The sequence below is a fragment of the Novipirellula sp. genome, assembly GCF_041583735.1.
GTDB lineage: Bacteria > Planctomycetota > Planctomycetia > Pirellulales > Pirellulaceae > Novipirellula.
Genome location: NZ_JBFHFD010000054.1, coordinates 1 through 23,284, shown reverse-complemented (window position 1 = coordinate 23,284; position 23,284 = coordinate 1). Strand labels below are relative to the sequence as shown.

General features: G+C 55.4%; 15 protein-coding genes and 1 pseudogene. 8 read left to right on the top strand and 8 right to left on the bottom strand.

Annotation, left to right across the window (positions count from 1 at the left end; genetic code table 11):
• Positions 1 to 96: 96 nt before the first annotated feature.
• Positions 97 to 1,017, top strand: coding sequence for a lipoyl synthase (lipA, locus tag ABX962_RS06750; protein ID WP_372717804.1), 921 nt, complete (start codon positions 97 to 99; stop codon positions 1,015 to 1,017).
• Between the two features lie 173 nt (positions 1,018 to 1,190).
• Here the strand turns inward: lipA and ABX962_RS06745 are convergent, their stop codons facing one another.
• Positions 1,191 to 2,069, bottom strand: a complete 879-nt coding sequence (locus tag ABX962_RS06745) for a histidinol-phosphatase (RefSeq protein ID WP_372717800.1) — start codon at positions 2,067 to 2,069, stop codon at positions 1,191 to 1,193.
• Positions 2,070 to 2,165: 96 nt separating this feature from the next.
• Between ABX962_RS06745 and ABX962_RS06740 the strand changes: the two genes are divergently transcribed.
• Positions 2,166 to 3,236 (top strand): NAD(P)-dependent oxidoreductase, encoded by a 1,071-nt coding sequence (locus ABX962_RS06740; RefSeq protein WP_372717799.1) that lies wholly within the window; start codon positions 2,166 to 2,168, stop codon positions 3,234 to 3,236.
• Between the two features lie 95 nt (positions 3,237 to 3,331).
• Here the strand turns inward: ABX962_RS06740 and ABX962_RS06735 are convergent, their stop codons facing one another.
• Both ABX962_RS06735 and odhB read right to left on the bottom strand, forming a co-directional pair.
• Entirely contained in the window at positions 3,332 to 4,243 is a 912-nt protein-coding gene (locus tag ABX962_RS06735) for a universal stress protein (RefSeq protein ID WP_372717797.1), read from the bottom strand.
• Positions 4,244 to 4,271: 28 nt separating this feature from the next.
• Positions 4,272 to 5,600: a 2-oxoglutarate dehydrogenase complex dihydrolipoyllysine-residue succinyltransferase gene (gene odhB, locus ABX962_RS06730; RefSeq protein WP_372717795.1), complete on the bottom strand. Its 1,329-nt coding sequence runs from the start codon at positions 5,598 to 5,600 to the stop codon at positions 4,272 to 4,274.
• 390 nt (positions 5,601 to 5,990) lie between these two features.
• Here odhB and ABX962_RS06725 point away from each other — a divergent pair, with 390 nt between their 5' ends.
• Positions 5,991 to 7,091 (top strand): deoxyribonuclease I, encoded by a 1,101-nt coding sequence (locus ABX962_RS06725; RefSeq protein WP_372717793.1) that lies wholly within the window; start codon positions 5,991 to 5,993, stop codon positions 7,089 to 7,091.
• Positions 7,092 to 7,570: 479 nt separating this feature from the next.
• A complete protein-coding gene (locus ABX962_RS06720) occupies positions 7,571 to 9,880 on the top strand; it encodes an AMP-binding protein (protein WP_372717802.1) in 2,310 nt (769 codons plus the stop codon).
• Between the two features lie 400 nt (positions 9,881 to 10,280).
• On the opposite strand, the gene ABX962_RS06715 is transcribed toward ABX962_RS06720, so the two are convergent.
• Complete coding sequence (locus ABX962_RS06715) at positions 10,281 to 11,462, bottom strand: DUF1559 domain-containing protein (RefSeq protein WP_372717791.1); 1,182 nt, start codon at positions 11,460 to 11,462, stop codon at positions 10,281 to 10,283.
• Positions 11,463 to 12,009: 547 nt separating this feature from the next.
• Between ABX962_RS06715 and ABX962_RS06710 the strand changes: the two genes are divergently transcribed.
• Together ABX962_RS06710 and ABX962_RS06705 are read left to right on the top strand one after the other, a co-directional pair.
• Complete coding sequence (locus ABX962_RS06710) at positions 12,010 to 15,069, top strand: FG-GAP-like repeat-containing protein (RefSeq protein ID WP_372717789.1); 3,060 nt, start codon at positions 12,010 to 12,012, stop codon at positions 15,067 to 15,069.
• A 170-nt stretch (positions 15,070 to 15,239) separates the two neighbouring features.
• Entirely contained in the window at positions 15,240 to 15,404 is a 165-nt protein-coding gene (locus ABX962_RS06705) for a hypothetical protein (protein WP_339938871.1), read from the top strand.
• A gap of 75 nt (positions 15,405 to 15,479) precedes the next feature.
• Here ABX962_RS06705 and ABX962_RS06700 read toward each other — a convergent pair whose 3' ends face one another.
• The 4 genes from ABX962_RS06700 to ABX962_RS06685 form a co-directional block, all read right to left on the bottom strand.
• Positions 15,480 to 15,614, bottom strand: coding sequence for a hypothetical protein (locus ABX962_RS06700; RefSeq protein WP_372717787.1), 135 nt, complete (start codon positions 15,612 to 15,614; stop codon positions 15,480 to 15,482).
• Between the two features lie 17 nt (positions 15,615 to 15,631).
• Positions 15,632 to 16,558, bottom strand: coding sequence for a ThuA domain-containing protein (locus tag ABX962_RS06695; protein ID WP_372717785.1), 927 nt, complete (start codon positions 16,556 to 16,558; stop codon positions 15,632 to 15,634).
• A gap of 189 nt (positions 16,559 to 16,747) precedes the next feature.
• A complete protein-coding gene (locus tag ABX962_RS06690) occupies positions 16,748 to 17,278 on the bottom strand; it encodes a Spy/CpxP family protein refolding chaperone (RefSeq protein ID WP_372717783.1) in 531 nt (176 codons plus the stop codon).
• A 105-nt stretch (positions 17,279 to 17,383) separates the two neighbouring features.
• Entirely contained in the window at positions 17,384 to 18,568 is a 1,185-nt protein-coding gene (locus ABX962_RS06685) for a prepilin peptidase (protein ID WP_372717781.1), read from the bottom strand.
• 416 nt (positions 18,569 to 18,984) lie between these two features.
• On the opposite strand from ABX962_RS06685, the gene ABX962_RS06680 reads away from it, so the two are divergent.
• Positions 18,985 to 22,608: a mechanosensitive ion channel domain-containing protein gene (locus tag ABX962_RS06680; RefSeq protein WP_372717779.1), complete on the top strand. Its 3,624-nt coding sequence runs from the start codon at positions 18,985 to 18,987 to the stop codon at positions 22,606 to 22,608.
• A gap of 83 nt (positions 22,609 to 22,691) precedes the next feature.
• Positions 22,692 to 23,284 (top strand): annotated as a pseudogene (locus tag ABX962_RS06675) (deoxyribodipyrimidine photolyase); the annotation flags it as partial.

The window sequence follows — 23,284 nt, the reverse complement described above, 5'->3', positions numbered from 1 at the left end:
GTAGTGCCCACCTCGCGTGACCAATCGCCCGTCGTCTACTACAATGCGAACGATAACCCGATTTGGTTCATTCGTTCCACCGATCCCCCTACGTCCATGGCATTTCGATTACCTGTCGTTTCTGACCCTGAAATTCCTGAAGGTGCCGAAGTCAGTGCATCGGGGCGGCTGCCTCGTTGGCTGAAACGCCCGATCCCCCGCAGCAATTCCAACCACATGACGGCGGGATTGTTGGAAGAATTGAAATTGGAAACGGTTTGTGACAACGCAAAATGTCCCAACCGGATGGAATGCTATAGCCAGCAAACCGCGACATTCATGATTCTGGGGGCCGTTTGCACACGACCCTGCGGATTTTGTGCCGTTCACCGTGGTCGACCACCGGAATTACCTGAATCGGATGAACCAGAGCGTTTGGCCGAAGCGGCGGCGCGGTTGGGGCTAAAGCACGTCGTGATCACCAGTGTGACTCGTGACGATCTGCCCGATGGCGGGGCCGACCACTTCTACCGCTGCGTCGTCGCCGTTCGGGAACGGACCGGGGCGACGACCGAAGTGTTGACCCCCGACTTTGTTCACTGCAAACCGTCATTGGCTCGCGTGATCGAAGCACGACCGGATGTTTTCAACCACAACATGGAAACCGTTCCTCGCTTGTACCGCCGCGTGCGGGGACCCAAGAGCGACTATGCATGGACGCTACAAATGATGCTGGATGTCAAGAAATACGACGCCAGCGTTCGCACCAAGAGTGGTTTGATGTTGGGATTGGGCGAAGAGCGAGCTGAATTGCTCGACGCGTTAGCCGATCTTCGCGAACATGACGTCGACTTTTTGACGCTCGGCCAATACCTGCAGCCCGGCGAAAAGTATCTGCCCGTGGTTCGTTACGTTCCGCCAGAAGAATTTGACGAATTGGGCGAGATTGCACGGGGCATGGGATTCAAGAAAGTCGCTAGCGGCCCGTTTGTTCGCAGTAGCTATCACGCCCGCGACATGGCCGAAACGGCTGTCTGAGCTAGCGAAACTCCACCGATCAATTAACCGTAGCGAAACTCGCCAAGAGTTTCTGCAGGGGGCGTTTGGCTTTTGTTTAGCGGCACGGCGCAAGCCGTCCGGTTGCAGCGAGAAAAACGTTCGAATTAGAGCGGGTGGCGCGCGCTGCACCGCTACCCAAAGCCGAACCTAGCCTACGACGTCTTGCACTCGGCCGACTGCAAGCTGGCCAATGCATCGATGATCGGAACCTCGTAACGTTTTCGCGATTCGAACAGGCTGATGTTCTCGTAGCCACACCGCTGCAGCAATTCCATCGCGGTTTCGTAGCCGTCTGCCACGCGTTCGGGTTGATGTGCATCGGCACCAATCGTTACCGGAATGTTTCGCTGACGCATTTCCACCAGCATCTCGGGACACGGATTCATCTGTGAGATGGTTTTGTTGACCCCCGATGTGTTCAGTTCCATCGCCACACCGGTCGCCGCGATGCGGTCCAGTGCCGCGCGAATATCGTCCATGATCAGGTCTAAGTCCCACGCGTCGGCAGTCACGTTTTTGACCAAATCAGGATGAGCCAACGAGTCAAACAGCCCGGTTTCGGCGGATTGAGCGAGCAACCGAAAATAGGTGCGTTGGAATTCCAGCGGATCGTTGTTCCAGTAGCGCTCGCGGAACTCGCCGATCTGCGGGTGAACCGATCCGAGCACAAACTGGAAATCGGCCGATTGAAGCTGCTTTTCGACGTAGCCCTCGTGTCCCTCGAAATAGTCGGCTTCCATCCCCAATCGCACGTCAATGTGTCCTGCCCACTGTTGCTGTGTGGCGTCCACCAGCGAAACGTACTCGTCGAATTGGTCTTCTCGCATGCGGACATGTGCCGAAAAGCCATGAGGCATCGGGTTATGGCACGTCACGTTGATCCCTCGCAGACCACGCTGCCAAGCCACCTCGGCATACTCCGTTGGCATCCCGTCGGCATGCATGCATAAAGGGGTGTGGGAGTGGGATTCAAATAAAATTCGCTCTGTCACGACTCGTCGATTTCCATTGTGGGTGTTCTCGGACGCCATTTTTAGGCAAACTTCAATTCAACCATACTTGTCGCTCCCCGAGAGTGACAAGGGCACCCTGGCCCACAATTTGACGCATACGACGAAACCGAGTTCATGGATTTGCTGGACCCTCACTACGAAGACGACACTTCACCGCCGCTGCCGATGTTGGTCAGCGGGATTGCGGGCGTGCCAGGATACAACGCATTTCATTACTTTCGCGACCGGTATGGCGATCAAGTCATCGGGGTTCGTCAATCCAATATGTGGCCGCTATCGGGCGACGGCATCGTCGCCTGTGATGCCGAAGACGCCGACAGCGTGGCCAGGTTGTGGGACCAATATCGTTTCCGCAGCCTGCTGAATTTCGGTGGTTGTTGTCGGTTAAAATCATGTGAATTAAATGTCGACATGGCGCATCGGGTGAATGTCGTCGGTGCCGAGAACATGATTGCCCAAGCCATCCGGCACGATGCCCGCGTGATCCATTTGTCGGTCGACTTGGTGTTCGCGGGCCGCGATGGCGGAAGCTACGGCGAACAAGACGCGACGGATCCTGTGACCGTGTACGGTGCAAAGATGGTCGAAGCCGAGAATGTCGTGCTCTCGCAGTGCGACAACGCATGCGTGCTTCGCATCTCGTTACCGATGGGGATTAGTTTTAATGAGCACGCCGGTGCAATCGACTGGATTGCATCACGGTTCAAACAGAACAAACCGGCAACGTTGTTTACCGACGAAGTGCGGACGCCGACCTATACCGATTGCATGAACGGATTGTTTGCCACGTTGTTGGACAAACCTCTGACCGGTCTGTATCACGCTGGCGGGCCACGGCGTTTGACGTTGTATCAAATTGGCCAGATCGTCAATCGTGTCGGCGGCTACGATCCCGATCTGCTGCACAAGTCGCTGCGACACGAGGCGGGGCCGATGCCGCCCCGCGCCGGCGATGTGTCGATGGATTCGTCCAAACTGCAAGAGGATCTCGGTTTCAATCCGTTTGATCCGTGGCCGCTTACCGACGAATGGTTGCCGACGCATCAGCGGTGGCACTACGATCGCGACGACGGTTTTTTAGGTTCGGAAGAGATGATCAAATCGCTGCTTTATCAAAACCCCGCAAAGCCTGGGATGGTGCCGCCCAGTCGCAATGAAGTATGGGGAACAAGCCGGTTTGCGTAAGCGAATGTGGGGGTAGCGAAACTCGCCAAGAGTTTCGGTTCGCAATGTAATCCGCCGAAAGTCTTGGCGACTTTCGCTACGTCACCGCCCTAGCCTTAAACCTTCACTGCGTTTTTGTCTCGTGCGATCCACATGCTGCAGTGAGCATGTTGCAGCACGAACCGCGACACACTGCCCAATAGCATGCGGCTGATCCGGCTGCGGTGCGAGTCGCCGATCACCACCAGATCGGTTTTTTCTTCTTCGAGTCGTTCGATGATCGCGTTGCCGACGTGGTCGGTTTCTACCACGTCACACGAGATTTGATCGCTGGACAATTGCGAATGCTCGCTGACCAGTCGTTCGCGTCCCGCTTTCAGATAACGCATTGCGGCAATCCGTTGCTCACTGCGATATTGCACGATGTTGGGCATTAAATCAGGGCTAAAGCCTTGAAATACTGGCACCACGCCGAGCAGGCTGATCGCGGCGGTGGTGGTCCAGTCGAGTTGCGTGAACTCGTCGATTGCCTCTTTCGAACCTTCGCAATCGTTATATCCGATGGTGATTTTCATCGGGTCGTCTTGCGAGCATTGATGCAGCGGTTGGCGCGCGACAATCACATTGCACGGCGCATGCGTGGCAACATAATCGCTGACACTGCCCAACAACATGCGGCCAATTCCTGAATGCCCCGTCGCCCCCATGACAATAAAGTCACTCGCGTGTTGCTCAGCAAATTCGACAATGCTGTGACCGATATCGCCGTGCAGCATTTTTCGATTGACCGTGGTCGCGAAGTCGCTCAGTGCCGATTCGGATCGCGCCAAATAGCGATTGGCTTCCGCTTCTTGGTGATCACGGAAATCACGCAACAAAGGGTCCGTCAAATCGCCATTGTTCAGCGGAAAGAAAACATTCGTTACGATGTCGACGTGGACCGGCTGTGGAATCGGCAATCGTTTTAAAAACGCAATCGCATCGTCTGCTTGAGCTGAACCGTCGGTGGCGAGGATGATCTTCGTCATTGCTGCATCTTTCCTTGCGAATCGTGGCCTACAGTTCCAGGAACAAACGAGAAGGATCCTCGATGATCTCTTTGATCGTCTTTAAGAATCCGACGGCTTCGCGTCCATCCACGATCCGGTGATCGTAGGTCAACGCCACATACATCATCGGACGAATGACGACGTTGCCATCGATTGCGACAGGCCGTTCTTGGATCGAGTGTAATCCGAGGATGCCGCTCTGCGGAGGATTCACGATCGGAGTGCTCAGCAGTGATCCGTAGACTCCACCGTTACTGATCGTAAAGGTACCGCCAATCAAATCGGCTGGCTGCAATCGGTTTTCGCCCGCTTGACGAGCAAATTCGGAGATCCCTGCCTCGACGTCGGCAAACGACATGCGTTCGACGTTTCGTAAAATCGGAACGACCAATCCTTTCCCGCCTCCGATCGCGACTCCGATATCGTGGTAATGACGATAGACAATATTGTCATCGCGAATTTCCGCGTTCACGAGCGGATAACGCCGCAGTGCTTCGACCGACGCTTTGGCAAAGAACGACATGAATCCAAGTTTCACCCCGTGACGCTCCGCGAACGCGTCTTTGTATTTCTTGCGGATCGCCATCACCGGCTGCATGTCAATTTCGTTGAACGTCGTCAATAGTGCCGCGGTTTGCTGAGCTTCGACCAAGCGGGCGGCGATCGTACGACGCAGCATGCTTAGCGGTTTGACCTCTTCGCTGCGGTTGGGAACCGATTCGGCCACCAACGACGTGGACGCCGTCGGACGCGGTGCGGGGCTGGGAACGCTCGCGGCTGGTTTGGGGGCGGCAGGGGCTGCCGGGGCATTGCCGCGGTTGCGAACGAACGCCAACACGTCTTCTTTTAGCAGTCGACCACCCGGTCCGGTGGCTGGCACTTGGTTTTGCGACAACCCGTGCTCTTCGAGCAACCGTTTCGCCGCGGGCATGATGAACGAAGCGGTTGTGCCGCCTGTGGTCGCGGTTGCCCCGCCACCCGCAGCGGGCGGGTTTGATGCCGATGGGCCACCCGACGAGGCCGAGGGGCTTGGCTCGGCACTGGCCGAAGCCGCAGGTTCCTTCGGGGGGGTGCCGTTTGAGGCGGGGGCGTCACTGAGGCGGATCGAAGCGATTGTTTCGCCGACCAAGGCAAATTCTTCGGATGCTTTTTGAATATTCTCAAGAAATCCGGATCCGGGAGCGGGGATCTGTACCGACGCCTTTTCGGTTTCGATTTCGACGAGATCTTCCCCGTCCTTCACCCAATCTCCCTCTTGTTTGAGCCACTGACCAATTTGCACTTCGCTAATCGATTCACCAACGGTAGGGACGTCGACGTTAATAGATTCGCTCACGGTTCGTATCAGCTCGTAAGAAAGAGGGCAAAACGGACTAACTACTGGTTTGATCGTGCGGAACAGACTTTTGCACGTTTGCATCATCCTACCGCGTGTTTCCGATCGTGTCAGCGACTCGGCGGTTTCAAAATGGGGGCGTGCGACGAAACGACGTTAAAGGCTAGCGAATGTGCCGAATGCAGTTCTTGGTTCGCGCAGGTAGCCGATCGAGGTACGAGTGCGTCCAAATTTACCACTCCGCATGATGAAGCGACCGCTGTCGGATCGATGACGCATGAGGCGGCAATTGGGATCGAGGCACGTTCGGGTCGATTCCCTCCTTTTCAATTCAATCAGAGCCGCCCTCTTATTCTTGCAACTCCTTTTAAAACATCACTCGTTTGAGCAATGGAAGACTCTACCCGTGGCAATCCGATTCAAGTCGCCGTGGTAGTACTGCTACTTGTCGGTGGCGGCTGGTATTTCTTCAAAAACTATAACATCCAAGGGCTCGATGGGGTGCGTGTCTCGCCCAAAAACGAGTTGTGGGATGATGCCGAGCTAACAAGTTTTCCGGGTGAATCTGAATTCAGCGGCGATTCGTCTCGATTCGTTTCCGGCATTGCCGCAACCCCCAGCCCAAGTGCGTCGGAGAACCCGTTCACATCGACAGCCCGCACTGCGGTGACCGCGACGCCGGCCAGTGTGGCGCCACGATCCTCGGCCCGCATCGCCAACCTGCGAATCGCATCATGGGCGCTCGATGGATTTGGCCCGACCAAGTTGGCCAATCCGATTGCCCGTCAAAACATTGTGCGGATTGTGCACCAGTTCGACATCGTCGCGCTACAGCAAATTGCCGCAATCGAACGCGATTTGATCCCTCGCTTGATCGACGAGATCAACCAATCCGGCCGCCGATACGACTTTGTCCTTGGCGATTCCAATGGGCCCGCCGGCCGCCAGGAACAGTTGGCGTTTGTATTCGATACGACGCGAGTTCGCGTCGATCGCAATCAAACCTACACCGTTGCCGACCCCCAAAATCAAATGGGCTATGATCCGCTGGTGGCATGGTTTCAAGCCGCCCAGCCGCCGGTGGAAACCGCTTGGACTTTCTCGCTCGTCAATATTCGGGTCGATCTTGGCCAAGCCCCGGTCGAAGTCGCCTTGTTGCCTGAGATTCTAAAGAGTGTTCGCAACGACGGACGCGGCGAGGACGACGTCGTATTGGCAGGGTTGTTCCAAGCCGATGATGCGTACTTAGTGCCGACGCTTGTCGGTGACAATGTGGTCGCGGCGGTGCGGAGCGTTCCTACGGACGTGTTTGGTCGCTACCAAACCAGCAATATCTTGATGGATACAACCTTTTGCAGTGAGTATCTTGGCCGCGGCGGTGCCCTCGATTTTTTGCGTGTCTACAACATGAGCCTAGCCGACGCGGAAGTCGTAACCAGCCATTTGCCCGTGTACGCCGAGTTCACCGCGATCGAAGGCGGACGGCTGTAGCCATCGAGGCCCCATCGACGCCTGTTAGCGAAACGCCGCGAGCCCAATGCCGTCTACTTTTGCCCTGAACGAGTGGTGTTTATAGCGGAGCGGCGCGGGCCGCCCGGTCGCAGCGTGGATAAAGCGTTTGGGAAATAGAGGGGGAGGCCCCACGACGCCCCGCTTAAAAATGCTCGGGTACTGCCAGTCCCCAGCGCATCGCCACCCAATGGATGGGCTCAGGTAAGAGAGTCTGGCAGTATCATTCGCACTGGTCAGGGAAAGGTGACGCGGACGATTGTTAGGAGGTGCCAAACAATCTCAGGAAACCTTTTTGGGCAATTTTTCGAGAGGGTGCCACCTCCGTCAGGCTGATTTCGCCCCCCGCGTGATTGCATTATGGTAACACGAGATCATGACAACGTCGCAGCCAGACTGAATCGCTCGGCTGCTTTGCGACGACCACGAATTTATTGCGAGAGATTTTCAAAGTGAACGGATTGCAAATTGGACTGCTCGTCATCGCCGTGTTGGCGGTCCTGATCGTACTGTTGGCGATCTACTCGCCACGAACCTTCGTCCGCGGATTCATGCGTCCGATTCTGGCAACGTTTTATCGCAAGCGAGTCGTGGGACTCGAGAATTTGCCCCACGACCGGGGCTATGTGATCGCCAGCAACCATATTTCCTGGATCGATGGCATCTTGCTGTTGTGGATGTTGCCCAAGAATATTCGCTTCGTCGTCGACGGATCCAACTTTAATAGCCGAATCGGAGGTTACTTGGGCCGAGCCTTTGACACCATCCTGATGTACTCGGGCCCCAAGTCGATCGGCCGCGCACTGAAGACGGCCCGCGAAGGTTTGTCCAATGGCGATGTGATCGGGATTTTTCCCGAAGGCACGATCACGCGGACTGGGCAACTGCAAGCCTTCAAGCCAGGGATCCAAAAGATCTTGAAGGGCACCAATGCCGCGATCATGCCGGTTTGGTTGGAAGGGATGTGGGGCAGCATCTTTAGTTTCTCCGGTGGCAAATTTTTCTTCAAATGGCCGACCCAGTTCCGCCGCACGCTGACACTCTATATCGGGCCGCCGCTCGAAGGCGACGCGCCGTTGGAGCTGGTTCGATCGCAAGTTCAATCGCTCGGGGCGCGGGCAACCATCGAACAACGCGACAAGTTTCCAACGCTTGCACGTCGTGTGATCCGCGTCTGGCGGAAAAAGGGAAGCAAGATCCAGTGTGCGGATTCGATGGGCACCGAAGTGACTGGACGCGAGCTGCTGATTCGTGTGCTGGCTCTGCGGCGTGTGCTTCGCCGCGATGTGCTCGATCGTGATGAATCGACCGTGGCGATTCTATTGCCGCCAAGCGTCGGGGGGGTCGCGACGAACATCGCGTTGACGATGGATCGTCGAGTTACCGCGAATCTGAACTACACCGTATCCAGTACGGTGATGAACCACTGTATTCACGACGCAGGGATCAAACATGTGCTGACGAGTGAAAAGTTTCTCAGCAAATTGGACTTGCAACTTGACGCCGACGTCGTACTGCTCGAATCGCTCAAAGACAAAGTCACAAAGTGGGACAAGGCCATCGCGTTCATCCAAGCGGTGTTGCTGCCGGCGGCGGTGCTCGACCGCGTCCTGGGGCTGCACAAAGTCGACAAGGACGACCTGCTGACGATTATCTTCACCAGCGGTTCGACAGGGATGCCGAAGGGAGTGATGCTGACTCAGGCGAACATCAGCCACAACGTCGACGCAATCGAGCGTGCTGTCAGGCTGAATTACCAAGACGTCGTCATCGGCGTGTTGCCCTTCTTTCACTCCTTCGGCTACAGCGTGACGCTATGGGCGGTGATGACGTTGGGACCGACCGGGGTTTATCATTTCAACCCGCTCGATGCTCGCCAAATTGGTAAGCTGGCGGCCAAGTTCAAGGCTTCGGTGCTGCTCGGAACCCCCACCTTTTTGCGAAGCTATCTGCGCCGCGTCGAACCAGAGCAATTCGCGACATTGGATGTCGTCGTGGTCGGCGCCGAAAAAATGCCAGCCGAACTGTTTGATGCATTTGAAGAACGATTCGGTGTCCGTCCTGTCGAGGGCTATGGTGCAACCGAGCTCAGCCCGTTGGTTTCGGTCAACATTCCCCCAAGCCGATCGGCGGCGAAGTACCAAGCCGATCGCATCGAAGGCAGTGTGGGACGCCCCCTGCCGGGAATCGGAGCGAGAATCGTTTCGCCCGAGGATGGCAGCGAGCGGTTGGCAGGCCAAGACGGCATGCTAATGGTCACCGGACCGAATGTGATGAAAGGTTATGTCAATCAAGACGAATTGACTCGCAAAGTCGTCCAGGACGGCTGGTACGTGACCGGGGACATCGCCAACGTCGACGATCAAGGTTTCCTGCATATCACCGGACGGCTGAGTCGGTTTTCAAAGATCGGCGGCGAGATGGTGCCACATCTTCGCGTCGAAGAAGAAATCGCCAAAGTGTATGGCTGCGGTGTCGGCAATAAGGATGCGGACGCAGCGGCACAGGAATCCGACATCGAGCGGCCAACGGTCTGCGTGACGGCAGTCCCCGATGCCAAAAAAGGCGAACGATTGGTCGTGCTGCATTTGCGGACCTCCAAAACATACGACGAAGTGCGGGCCGGATTGGTCTCGGCCGGTTTGCCGAACCTGTTCATTCCCTCATCGGACAGTTTTCTGGAGGTCGAAGAGATCCCGCAGCTTGGCACCGGCAAACTTGACATCAAAGGAGCTCAGATGGTCGCCAAGCAGCATTTTGGCGAAGTCTAAACCCCACGTAATCACGCAACAAGACTTTGCCAAGGTCGGGGACTTCGTGTTTGCCCAACCAGAGCAAGCCATTGATTCCGAGGCGGTGCTCTAAAGCGATCGAGAGGATGAGGGAGGGATTGCAACTGCCTCGTGGAGATTGTCGCGTCCGCTAAATACGTCCTGGCAGCAGCTCGATGAACACAAAAAAACACCGGCACACTCTGCTGTAGCAGATGTGCCGGTGTTTCAAGATTGACTCTCGTTGACTATTGGCTTGCGCGTCGACTATTGGCTTGCGCGTCGACTATTGGCTTGCGCGTCGACTATTGGCTTGCGCGTCGACTATTGGCTTGCGCGTCGACTCGCAGAGCGGCGAAAGCAAACCGAACGGAATTCGGGCCTCGTTTTCGAAAGACGCTTAGAATTCGCCGTCAATCGTCTCTTTGGACGCGCGGGTACCCAGAGCACCCCACAAGCCGTACGGGCTTTTCGATCCAGGAGCGATGCCGGGACTCCCTTGCTTGACCACCGGCGAACGTGAATCTCCCGCTTCGATCGAGTCGGTAATGAACTTCACTGCTCCGTCGCCCATCAAGATGTGGACACCGCCTTGGTGACGGCTACTTGGTGGCAGAACCCCTGTGTCAAAGTCGCCACCGCCACCGATGCAAACTTCGCGATTGGGGGGCAGCATGGTCGTAAAGCTGGTGTAGGTTGGTACTGAATCGCTCCAGCGAAAGCCACGTTTCCAACTATTGCTACGCAGCCCCGGGTTCGAATTGCCGATCGACGGTTCCCAGAACTGAGGTCGCTCTGGATCCGTCAGCCCCGCATCAAGACAAGCTGAAGGGTTGCCGTGAATCGTACCCCATCCGATACCGAAGTAGGGATCGGTGCGAATATCGCGGTCACCCAATCCGGTGGCGATTTCACCCACCGCAACCGTGTTTGCCAAACCATCCAACATGTCACGGAATTTCATCGACTTGCGATTGTAGAAGAAGCCACGATTCGACGCGTTTGCACTGTTGATGTGGCCCTGGTTCCATGAACCGCCCTGCCATCGCCAGTACCCCCAGTTGACCCAGTCAGTGCTGTCGCCGATGCAGGCCGCATAATTGGTTCGAGCCATCGCCGGAGGGCCGGTTCCAGGATCGCTTGGGCATCGGAATGCCGGAAGCTCTGTCATCCAAGGCTCATAGTTCGTCTGCCAAGGCCATGGTCCCATGGAGTAGTAATCAATCGTGCCATCATTGTTTCTGTCCATCGGGTTGCTGATTTGTTCCCACAACGCCTGTTGTTCAATAAACGGGGTAATGCCAATCAGCCAGCTGAGACGAAAGCGGTTGTTGTTACCGCCATTACTGTCGAGGTCATAGGTGCCACCAGATTGCTTCGGCAGTTGCTTGTAGGCGGAGTGATAATTGTGCAACGCCAACCCGATTTGCTTCATGTTGTTGCTACAACTCATCCGCCGAGCTGCTTCGCGAGCGGCCTGTACCGCTGGTAGCAGCAGCCCCACTAACACTCCGATAATTGCAATGACCACAAGAAGTTCGACTAGTGTGAAACCAGTCTTGGTTTTAGGACGCAAAACCATCGAAAAGCCCCTTTTTTAAAAGAGTAAAAAAACGACACTGGAGGGGATTGGTTTCCCTTCGCAAGAGCCAGTAAAATAGGCAATATAAGCAGTCTGCTAGATTAGTCCTGCGAGCAGATCGACCAGTAATGTTGGCCGTGAAGTCAATATTCGGCTCGCAGTGTTGGATAAGCCACCGTTGTGTTGGTGGAAATAAGATGTTGCGATTATTGGACCATCGATAGCTGTGTCAACCTGAAAACGTTGCAGCGGAGCTGGATTGACGAAAAAAAACACAAGACTGTGTTCGTGCGTACACTATTGTGGCTGTTTTTTTTTTCTCCGCTTTTCGTTGACGGTCGGAGATCGATCAGGCATTGAGCGGACATCGATCAGGCATCCAAATGCGAAATGACGACAAACAAGATCATCAAAAAGGGGCGATCATGATTCATCCTGCGTCAATCGATTGCACCTCTACGCCGACTCCGATAGGTTGACTCGAAACCATTTCAGCAGGTAATCGAAAAGGCGGCTGACCCATTTGTGGGATCATGCGAGACGGAAAATGTTTGGTCACAAAATACAACTCGTAGCGTTGCGAGCGCGACACTTTGCCGTGATGTGCGTTGTCTCGCTGGCGTTATGCGGGTGTCAGCCGTCGGAGGCCCCTCCGCCGGCGAGTTCGCTTGCGGGGTTGCAGCCAGCTGATGTCGAGACGAACCGAGAAGCAAAAAAACAGCAGCAGCTGACTCAAACGGCGAATCTGATTCGAAGCGGACGTCTGGACGACGCCGAAAAGATCCTGACTTCACTTCAGATTCAGTATCCGAACGATTTGTCCGCCGGCACATTGAGGGTGCTGCTGCTGTGCGAGCGAAATCAGGTGCAAGAAGCTGTGGTTGCCCTGGACGAACTGGCACTGTCGCACCCGGACAACGCGGCGCGGATGAGAGTGCAAGCTGCGGAATTGCTGTTCGAGGATGGCAACGACTTGGCGGCAATAAAGCGTTTTGGCTCCTTGCTACAGCAACACCCCGATTTTGTGGATGCGCGACGCCGCTTTGCTCAGCAGCTAAATCAGCGAGGCTTTCGTAGTGAGGCAAATCGTCAGTTAAAAATCTTGTCGAACCAAGCACCGCTTGAACTTGCCGAACTAAGGGCACTTTGCTTCCCTCATCACGTGGGGGTCGATATTGCCGAAAAGCCTGATATTCATGACGCCCAACAGGTTCGGTCCCTTGGCGTGTTGAATGTGGCTCGAGCACTTCGTTCCCAAGGCGATATACGAGAGTCCTTGCAGCTATTGGATTCCCGCGATGATCTCTGGCAACAACATGCCGCAGTCGAAACGCTGTACGGCTGGACGTTAGCCGATGCTCAGCAACACGACCGACTGGCTCGTTGGCTTGGTGGACGCCGTGAACAATGGGAATCGTACAGTGAGTATTGGTTGGCGGCGGGGCATGCGGTGATCCGTCAATCGCCGGACGCGGCAGCAGCCTGTTTCGCGGCCGCGATCCGCTTGGAACCCAACAGCGTCGAAGCCCACAATGCGATGGTGCAGTCGCTGCAATTAGCGGGAGACCAAGAGATGGCGGAGGCCTTTCGAGAACGCGTCCGCATGGTGCAGCATGTTCAACAATTGGTTCGCCGCATGATCAGTTCAAAACAAATTGATCCGCGTGACTATTCGGAAATGTCTGCGATCATGCAGGCAATGGGACGCCCGTTGGAATCCGTGCTATGGCAAGAATTGATGTTCACGAAGCTGGCTCCGGGATCGGAACAGCTAAGCGAACTGGCCGAGTACAAGCCGAAATTGTTAGCCCAACGGCCTGATGGGTTGGACATGACGCGGCTGCTGTGCGGTTTCACGCCAGTGAAGCCAGCGGTTGTAGAGACTTTTCTAGCATCGCTTGAGCAGCAAACGTTGACGGTACCGACGACATCGATGCAGCGGGGCTTGAGCAATGAGATGGCCAAGGCGAAACCGGCTCCTCCCGTTTTTGCGAACGTTGCCACTGATGTGGGCCTTCGGTTCGCGTATCAGAACGCAGCGCCTCCGGTGGAACGTCATTTTCAGATTTTCCAGGCTTACGGGGCCGGCGTCGCCTGCTTGGATTTTGACGCCGATGGCTTGATTGATTTGTATTTTGGGCAAGCTGCCTGCAACCCGCCCGAGGGCATGTCGGAGCTGCCCAATGGGTTGTTTCGCAATCGGGGGTCACAATTTGAAAACGTCATCTCGGCTTCCGCTGCGGACGATCGGCACTACACCACGGGGGTCACCGCAGGCGATTGGAATCAAGATGGTTTTCCAGATCTCGCATTGGCCAACCTCGGCCCCAACCGCTTGTTGGTCAACCAAGGCGACGGGACGTTTCGGGTGCAAGACGTTGACCCCATCTGGGACGAGCCCGAGTACACGACTTCGCTCGCGATTGCCGATGTGACCGGCGATCATTTGCCTGATTTAGTCGCCGTCAACTACATTGACGATTCCGATATCTATCGACCGATTCGATACGATGCAAACGGAAAGCCGGTTCGATTGCCCGGGCCGTTGCATTTTCAGCCGGGGCTTGATCGCTATTTTCGAACCACCCCCGCAGGAAGTTTCCAGGCGAAAACGTTTAATAGTTCAGCTTCCGAATCAGCCAGTTCAGGGCTCGGGTTGTTGGTCAGTGACATCGACGGCGATGGTGGGATCGATGTTTTTGTGGCCAATGATCAGCGCGCGAACCAGTTGTGGATGCATCGCGAGACGACAGCAACGGGTGAGGCGACCGCCACGGAGCAGCAGCAGTGGTCGGACGTCGCGGTCGCCAAGGGAGTCGCATATGGTCAAGGCGGAATGCCAATGGCTTGCATGGGCATTGCGGCAGCCGATTTCGATGGCAATTTGTTGACGGACCTGCATATCACCAACTTTGAAAACCAGTGGTCCAACCTGCTGATGCAGAATGCCTCGGGCGTTTTTTCCGATTTGGTTGTTTCGTATGGGCTGGATTCGCTAACGCGAACTAGGTTGGGGTTTGGAACGCAGGCAATCGATTACGACAACAACTCGATCTGGGATCTCGTAGTCGGGAATGGGCACATCGAAGATTTTAGTGAACGTGGAATTGATTTTGAAATGCGTTCTCAGCTTCTCGTTCGCAGTGGCAGCCAATTTCGGGAAGCGACCGTTGACGGTGATGACGACTATTGGCAATCCGGTCATCTTTCCCGCGGCATGGCTCGATGTGACTGGAATCGTGATGGACGCGTTGATGTGGTGGTCACGGATCTGAAAAAGAACGTTGCTCTTTTAGAAAATCGAACCGATTCAACCAGCCATTTTCTGCAGCTGGAATTGGTGGGATCCCGATCCGAACGCGACGCGATCGGTGCCAAAGTCACCATCCGCTGTAATGACCAAACGTGGGCCGCCACGGTGCAAACCGGTGATGGGTACCTGTCTCGAAATGAAAATGTCTTATGCTTCGGTCTTGGCGATTATCAGCAGGTGGATGCAGTGGAAATCACTTGGCCAAGTGGAGAAAGTCAAACGTTCGAGCAGCTCTCGGGTGATTGCCGTTTGTTGATTATCGAGGGCGAGGATTCCGTTTGGAAACGCGGGTGAGGGGGGCGTCCGCGAGATGTGCCGTTTCCTTGCGGAAAACTTGCGGAAAAAAAGTGTAACGGGTTAACTCCTGCGAGTGGCAATCTCTATCAGAATCGCGTAAACTTCGTTACTGATGTTAATTCACTGCCACACGGCTTTCTACTTTTCTACTCTTGAAGCAAGACCTTATGAATCTCCGCAAACTTGTTCTTTTGATTCCCATGATCGCGTTTACCGCTTGTGTCGTTTCTGGCTGTGGCGAAAAGAAACCTGAAGTGATCGAAGCAACAAATGAATCGGCTCAACCCGAGAACTACGAAGAAATGTCGATGGGCGACGCGAATAATCAGTAGCTGCTAGTGCCGGATACGATCCGTGTGCTGCACGGCGGCCGTCGTGAATGATGGATCTGTCCTTGGATAGGTTCGTCAACAGAAGGTTTGGGACGTCACCAGTCCCGATGGACTGGGTTCCTGATTGCCACTCAACAGCAGCCAGTTGCCACTCAACAGCAGGCAGCGAATCAACATGACTCGCTGCCTGCCTTCTTTTTGCCAACGCATTTTTATCCGTCTCGTTTTCAGCGGCGGTTCTTTTTGTCTAGGTTGGCGTCCAGGTCCGCTTGGGTGACCGTCGACTCGACTCCGCCCTCGGGCACCTCGTGCTTGGCGACCCACAGCAAGCCATTGAGCACGACTTTACGGAAATCGTCGTTGCCCCAATTGTCATGGAAATGGCCACCGGTGAATCCAAGTCCACGGCCACCGTCTTCGCGATTGACAACCCACATCATTGCTTCGGCGCGGCCCTGGTTCGCTTGGATATGTTCGTAGGGGCCTCGTGGGTAAACGTACGGGCCATTGCGAACGTCATCCGAAGGCACGGCAACCAAGATCGGTTGAAACTTAAGTCCATCGACTTCTGCCGGCTTATTTCCCGCCATGTCGCCCACAAACCGCATGTTGAAATACCACTCGTCTTTGATTTGGAACGGCTTTACCCCGCGGGTGATAGGGTGGTCTGGAAGCGTGACAAACATCGGTTCCCAAAACGGGTTGCACGAGAACATGTGTTCGTAGTGGCCGCCGATCCAGTCTTTGAATTCTTCGCCCGCCTGATCCGCAATCACTTCCACTCCGAAGTGCATGAATCCGACGCCCACTCCGTTTTTGACCCATTTGTCGATCAGCTTCAAACGACGCCCCTCTTCCTGGACCACTTCGTGCCGGCCGCCGCCATCCATATAGAAAACGACTGCGTCGGCATCCTCAAAAATCGATTCGTCTTCGGGCCAACCGTTCAATACGACTTCGGTTTCCAAGTCTTCGACCGACGCCAAGCTCTTGGCCAATAGTTGCACGCCAGCGTTGAATTCGTGCATCCGAGGCGGGTGCGATGGTTTGCCCGCAACCAGCACGAGTTTTGCAGTTTCGGCCGAAGCGATGCCAGTCAGAAGGGTGGTCGTTGAAAGAGCGAGTGCGAGAATCGCCGAACTAAATAGTCTCACGTGTGGATTACCTTGTGGGAGTGAATCGAGCTGCCGGTCGGCACCCAGGTAACCGCCCTGCGTCCGCACCGGAAAGCCTATCATAACAAAAAAGCTTCGATCCAATCATGAATCGAAGCTTCGTATTATCAACCGGTTAAGCTGAAACGCGGTGGGGGGGGGAGCCTCACGCAGGATGATTGGCGAGGCCTATTCAGCTTCTTTCTTTTTCTTGCCTTTACCCTTGCCTTTTTCTTTGCCCTCGGCTTTTCCGGCCGCCTTCATGCGGGCGGGGAGCTTTTCTTTTTGCTCGGCAGTCAGTACAGCAATGGCCTCTTGCATGAACTTTTGGCGAAGCTCGGCCACCTTCTTCATTGCGTTGACATGAGCTTCCGAAAAACCTGCCTTGGCGTCGACTTCGGCTGCCAACTCTTTTCCTTTCTTGCCTGATTCTCGAGCCGCCTTCATCGCTTCGGCTCGCTTCTTCATCAGTTCTTGGGTAACGCCCGCTTCCTCGCGAATTGCGTTGCTCTTTTCGTTCATCGCCTTACCCAAGGCTTTGATCTTGGCGGTTTGCTCTTCCGTCAAGTCAACCGCTTCAAAAGGTTTCAGCAACTGGGCTACACCTGCATTTTTTCCGCCTGCCCGCTCGCCTTTCTTTTTCGGTTTGGCATCATCTGCGGATGCCGTTACGACCAAAGCCAAAGTCAAAACTAAAACACTCAACATGCGTCTTTTCATGACTGCGAACTCGCCTAAATGTGGGGATAGGAAACCGGATCAATCGCCGATTTCGGATTCGCAAATTTTAGTTGCCCACTCGATCCAGCGTCTACGGCTTGCGGCTCAATTTTTCAAAACAGTTGAGTCAGCTTGGTCGTTGTCGTGGTCCTCGGCTTCCTCTAACGGCAAAACTTCAGGGGGCAACGTTTGCCTTTCCCGAAGCCATGTCGGAGTGAACAACAGCAGCGCAGCGGCCGCCAGGATCACCCAGGGCGAGCTGCCGTCGCTTGGCCAAAACGCCGCCGCGTGTAGTGGTCGCCAAAACAGGATCAACAAGCAGAGCGTGATCGGCATCGCGATTGCAAAGCGGCCAAGCATGTCGGTCGACTTGGGCAACACGCGGCCTAGACCCAGCGTGATGCAGGCTCCGACCACCAGCACGGCTGCCAATGATTGCCAACCCAATACCAATGCGGGGACAGCAATCATCGTGATCAAATCGACCAAACGAATCGTTGATTTCCCCAGCGGATCGAGCTTAGGATCCGCACCAATACACAAACCGCGAGCCAAGCAGCGTCCCAAAAACGTGGCGGCCACGAGCGCGGTGATCACTCGCATCACGGCATCGATGTGCAATCCATCGCCTCGCCAATTCGCAGGCACTTGCATTTGCCAGGGCACCACCATCGCCGTTGGAAACATCAACATGCCGCCGACAAGCATCACCGCCGCGGTCGTGCTCAGCCGTCGCGGCAGCGGGTGGCCGTCCATGCGAATCAGCCCCATCGCCCAGCTGAGCGCAATTGCGATCACGTGATACAGCAGCGTGACCAGCACCGCTTGATCCACCATCGGGACCCACAACGGTCCTCCATGCCAGTGTTGGTTTTGATACGGCAGACTCAAGCGATAGATCTCGGCGATCCCGACCAAGGTGATGCTGATTCCAACCGCCGCTTCGACGATCGGATAGCGAGGCGAGATCGGAAGCCGGCAGGTGCGGCATCGTCCACGCAGCGCCATCCAGCCAAACACCGGGAAATTGTCGCGTGCCTTCAACCGAGTATTGCAGCGGGGGCAATACGATCGTCCATTGACGCTTTGGTTTCGCGGCATTCGCCATGCGACCACGTTCAGAAAACTGCCAATCGATGATCCGATCCAGAATAACCAAGCCGCGATCGTGACGTCCATCAACCGAGTCAGGTACAGATCCGCTGGGCTGTAATGCGAAGTGCCTCGCGATTGCCACCATGCCACTACGAAGACATAAGCCGCAGCAATGCAAGCGAGCGCGGTTGCCAATACGAGGGCCCAAGGAATTGATCGTCGCCTACGTCCCACGTCGGGAGCCTCAAACTATCACGGGAAATTGGAAAGCTGGAAATTGGAAAACGCGAACATGGAAAACGGTGTGCACCGCCGTGCTGTGCATGAATGTAGCCGAAGTCGCTCGGCTTTGAACCGCGAACCCCCGGAAACCGAGTGAGCGGTATGTCACGACGCTCAGGATTGTCCAAATGGAAAAACGGCGGCAAGTTCACGGTTGGAAGTAATTGACCGCAACATGCTACGCTGCGTAAGCTTGAGTGGCTATCGCTGCTTTGGAGGGCAGACTTGTCGTTCGGTATGCGATTTTCGACCCAATGGAGTCTCTTTTGCGTCGTTTGTTTTTTTTTAGAGCCGTGTCGGATGGCAACATCCGGACTTCTCGAACCGGCTTGCTCTGTCTGTTGATCTTCTTTTTGATCCGTCCGGTGACGGCTCAGGATGTGCCACCGCTACAGCTGACCGCGCCCGGGGATGCGAACTCGCCGGGGACGAACACGCCAGATAACGTGGATCCCCAATCCGCCCGCCCCGAGTCGGCCGGTCCGCAATCCGGCAACCCGCCACGGGAAAGCGGACCCGCAGCCCAGGCCGCCTCTGCGGCCGACCAAGTGGACGGAGTCTCGTCGCCCGATGCGAATGCTCCGTCGATGTCCAGTAATCCCACCAAGCCCAACGGAGTGGCGGCGTCCAATGGGATTCCTGACCAGCAGGTGCCCAGCAAAAGTGATTTGGAAACGCGGATGCAGCTAGTTGCTGCGTCGGTCGATTTAGATGATGCGCTGAAGGCTCAAATCACCGAGCTGCTTAAGAAGGCGATCACACGGATCGACGAGGCGAAGGTGGCGGCCCAGCGAATCGAGTTGTTGACGCAGCAGTCGACCACCGTCGCCAAAGATCTCAAGGCCGCCCAGGAGCGACTTGAAAAATTGGCGACGCGTCCCGTCAACGAAGCCGTTAGTTTTAGCGAGATTCCGCTGAACCAGTTGCAGGTCCAGCATCGACAAGCGTTTGCGGATCTCGCTGTCTTGGATCAACAGTTAAAAGCGTTAAACGATCAAGTCGATTTCTGGAGCAAGCGGATGGCGGAGCTGCCCGACTTGATAGCGTCGTCGCGGTCAGCGCTGGTCGAGTCTGAAAAGCAATTGAGTGAGATCGCCGAAGACGATGCCGATCCACTTCAGACGGCGCGGCGCAGTTCGTTGCAGGCAAAAATACTGCAATTAGAAAACGACTTGGATTTGTTCGATACCGAAACACGCGTGGCCGAGGATGCCCAACGACTGCTAGCCCTTCAGCGTGACGCCACTGCTCGCGAACAGACACTGAAACAAAAACAAGTCGAAAGTTTGCAGTCAGCGTTGGCAAAAGCCGAGCAAGCCGAGGCGATGCAAAAGGCCAGCCAGGCGGTCGAAGCGGTTCAGGCCGCGGACCAAGAAATCAAGGATGCCGCCGAAATCAATTTGACGTTGGCAAATCGTAAAACGTCACTTCTCGAAGAGCTCGAGAAAAATCGCAAAGCGATCGTCGTCACTCGCGAAGAGTATCTTGCACGTAACGCTCAGTTCACGGAAATCCGAGATCAAGCCGAAGCGGCTCAGTTTTCCGAAGAGATCGGGATGCTGCTTCGCAATGAGAAAAATGAGCTGCCCAGTACGTCGGCGTATCACCAGGAATCACGCAAACGACGTGCGGCGATCAGTGAGTTGACGGTCGAGATTTTGAAGTGGGAAAACGAACGCCGCAAACTATTGGACCTCGATGCCGCTGTGGATCGCTATATCGAAAATCACGCTGGGTTGATCCCCGGGGACGATCGCGAGCATGTCGAAGACCAGCTTCGCCGCGTTTTTAACGATCGTTTGACACTCTATCGCGAGCTGACTGAAATTGCCCGCAAACGACTGAACCGGTTGAGCAATTTGGAAGTCGAACAGCGTCGTTTAGCGGACTTGATCGACGAACACGCGGCCTTCGTTTCCGAGCATGTACTGTGGGTGCCCAGCACCACGCCGATTTGGTACCGAGCGGGATTCTCGTGGCGCGAACCCTTGATGGATGCGTTTCGATTACAACCATGGAAAGACGGATTGATGGTTTTGGTTCGCGATATTCGCGAAAAACCGCTTGCCACGGTGCCGATTTGGATCCTGGTCGGTTGGTTGCTGTTTTCCCGCGGACGTATCAAGAGCGAGATAAGCCGCTTGGGACACGAAGCATCACGGCCCAACGCGACACTGTTTGCTCCGACCACTCACGCGGTGCTGATGACGATGTTGATTGCCAGCCCCGCAGCGTTATTTGTGTTGTGGATCGCGTGGCGATTAGAAAGTGCAACGCTGATCGGTGAACCGCTTCATCTGTTTGGCAAGGCATTGCTTAGCGGCAGCATCTTGATGTACGTCATCGATTTCGTTCGCCATGTCTTTCGTACCGATGGGGTTGCCCAAGACCATTTTGATTGGGATCTCACCGCGACGCATTTGATTCGCCGCGGGTTGGTTTGGAGTGCGCGGGTGATCGTCCCTTGCTCGGTGATCGTGATGTATACCGAGCTCCGAGGCGACGAGTTGATGACAACCTCGATCGGACGGCTTGCCTTTGCTGTCGCGATGATCACCGGAGCGGTCATTTTGTGGGGTTGGCTCGGTCCTCGCAGTACGATTATGGCTCAGATTCGTGCTTCCGCAGATACCCCATCTGCCAGGATCGGAATCACGTTGGCGCCATTGTTGGCACTGATTCCGTTGGTGTTGTTGGCGGGGTCGCTAGCGGGGTACCACTATGCGGCGGTTCAATTGTCATGGCGGGTGGTGGTTTCGGTTGGAATCGTTTCCTTTTTGATCTTTGTTCGCGCCTTGCTGATGCGGTGGTTGCTGATTACCTATCGGCGTGTTGCCATCGCACGCGCCCGAGAACGCCGTGAAGCGTTGGCGCAGGTCAAGGAGGCGACTCCCGAAATGCCAGCGGATGCCGTCGAGATGATCGAAAGTGCCGGGCATGTCCAATTATCCGACCTCAATCGCCAAGCCCAGCGTTTTGTGAAATTGGTGCCGATTCTGCTCGGCGCGATCGGGTTGTATTTGACCTGGAGCGAGTTTTTTCCGGCACTCGGTGTCGTCCATCGTTATCCACTGTGGTTGAACGTGCATCTGTCAGCCGAGTCGGATTCGGGACCGGTGTGGGTCACGCTGGGGGACTTGGTCATGGCGATTGTCTCGGTCGTATTGACCGTAATTGCTTGTCGCAATGTCCCGGGATTGATGGACATCACACTGCTTCAGCGGTTGCCGCTGGACGCTGGTGCCCGCTATGCCGCCAGCGCGATGTCACGCTACTTGATGATCTTGGTCGGTGCCTTGGCGGCGTTCCATTTTATGGGCGTTAGTTGGTCAAGTGTGCAGTGGTTGGTCGCCGCAATGACCGTGGGACTGGGGTTTGGTTTGCAAGAGATCTTTGCGAACTTTGTTTCGGGAATCATCCTGCTGTTCGAGCGACCGGCGCGCGTTGGCGATACCGTCACCATTGGCGATGTGACCGGGACCGTCACGCGAATTCGGATTCGGGCGACGACCATCCTGGATTGGAATAACAAAGAATTGGTGGTTCCCAACAAAGAATTTGTCACGGGGAATCTGGTCAACTGGACGCTCAGCAACGCCAGTTTGCGATTGGTAACGAGCGTCGGTGTCGCCTATGGCAGTGATACTCGTTTGACGACGAAGTTGCTTTACGAGGTAGCCGATAAAAACAGCTCGGTGCTGGAGGATCCGCCGCCAATGGTGATTTTTAACGAGTTTGGGGACAGTACACTGAATTTTGAGCTGCGCGTGTTCGTCGGAGGCGTGGCAAGTTATCGTCGCATAAAGCACGAACTGCATATCGCAATTGATGACGCGTTTCGCGAACACAATATCGAAATCGCCTTTCCCCAACGCGATCTGCACGTACGTTCAATTGACGGAGTCAGTGCTGCGATGTTGGGCAGTAAGCCGATTTCGGATCTTCCCGGCTAAGCTTGCCACGCATCCACAATGAACTCGGTTCCCGCTCGGGTTGTGATCGAGCGATAGGTTGTTTGTTTTATGGGGGGCTCTGCATGTTGATTCCCAAGATTCGTCACACTGATGCCAACGCCCATCCGCTGCGTCCGCAGGGCGATTATGTGCTTTATTGGATGATCGCGTTTCGGCGAACGCGATCCAACTTTGCACTACAGCATGCAGTCGATCGGGCAAAGGAATTTGGCAAGCCGCTGATTGTTTTTGAGCCGCTTCGTACTCGCTATCGATGGGCGAGCGATCGGCTGCACCGCTTCGTGATCGAGGGGATGCGTGACAACGCCGCAGCGTTATCAAAGAAATCGGTGACGTATTATCCGTATGTGGAACCCAAGCCGGGAACGGGAAGTCCACTGCTGCACACGTTGGCCAAAAAAGCGTGCACTGTTGTCACGGATGAATTCCCTTGTTTCTTTTTGCCGGACATGATCGAAGCGGTGAAAGACCGCATTCCGGCGCGGCTGGAATTGGTCGACAGCAATGGGGTGATGCCGCTGCGGTTGCCCGACCGCACCTTCACCGTCGCTCATAGCTACCGCCGCTGGATGCAGAAAAATATTCTCGACGTGCTGTTGGAAATGCCCAAACTGGATCCTTTGTTGAGGGTCACGTTGCCGCAACTCGACTCGTT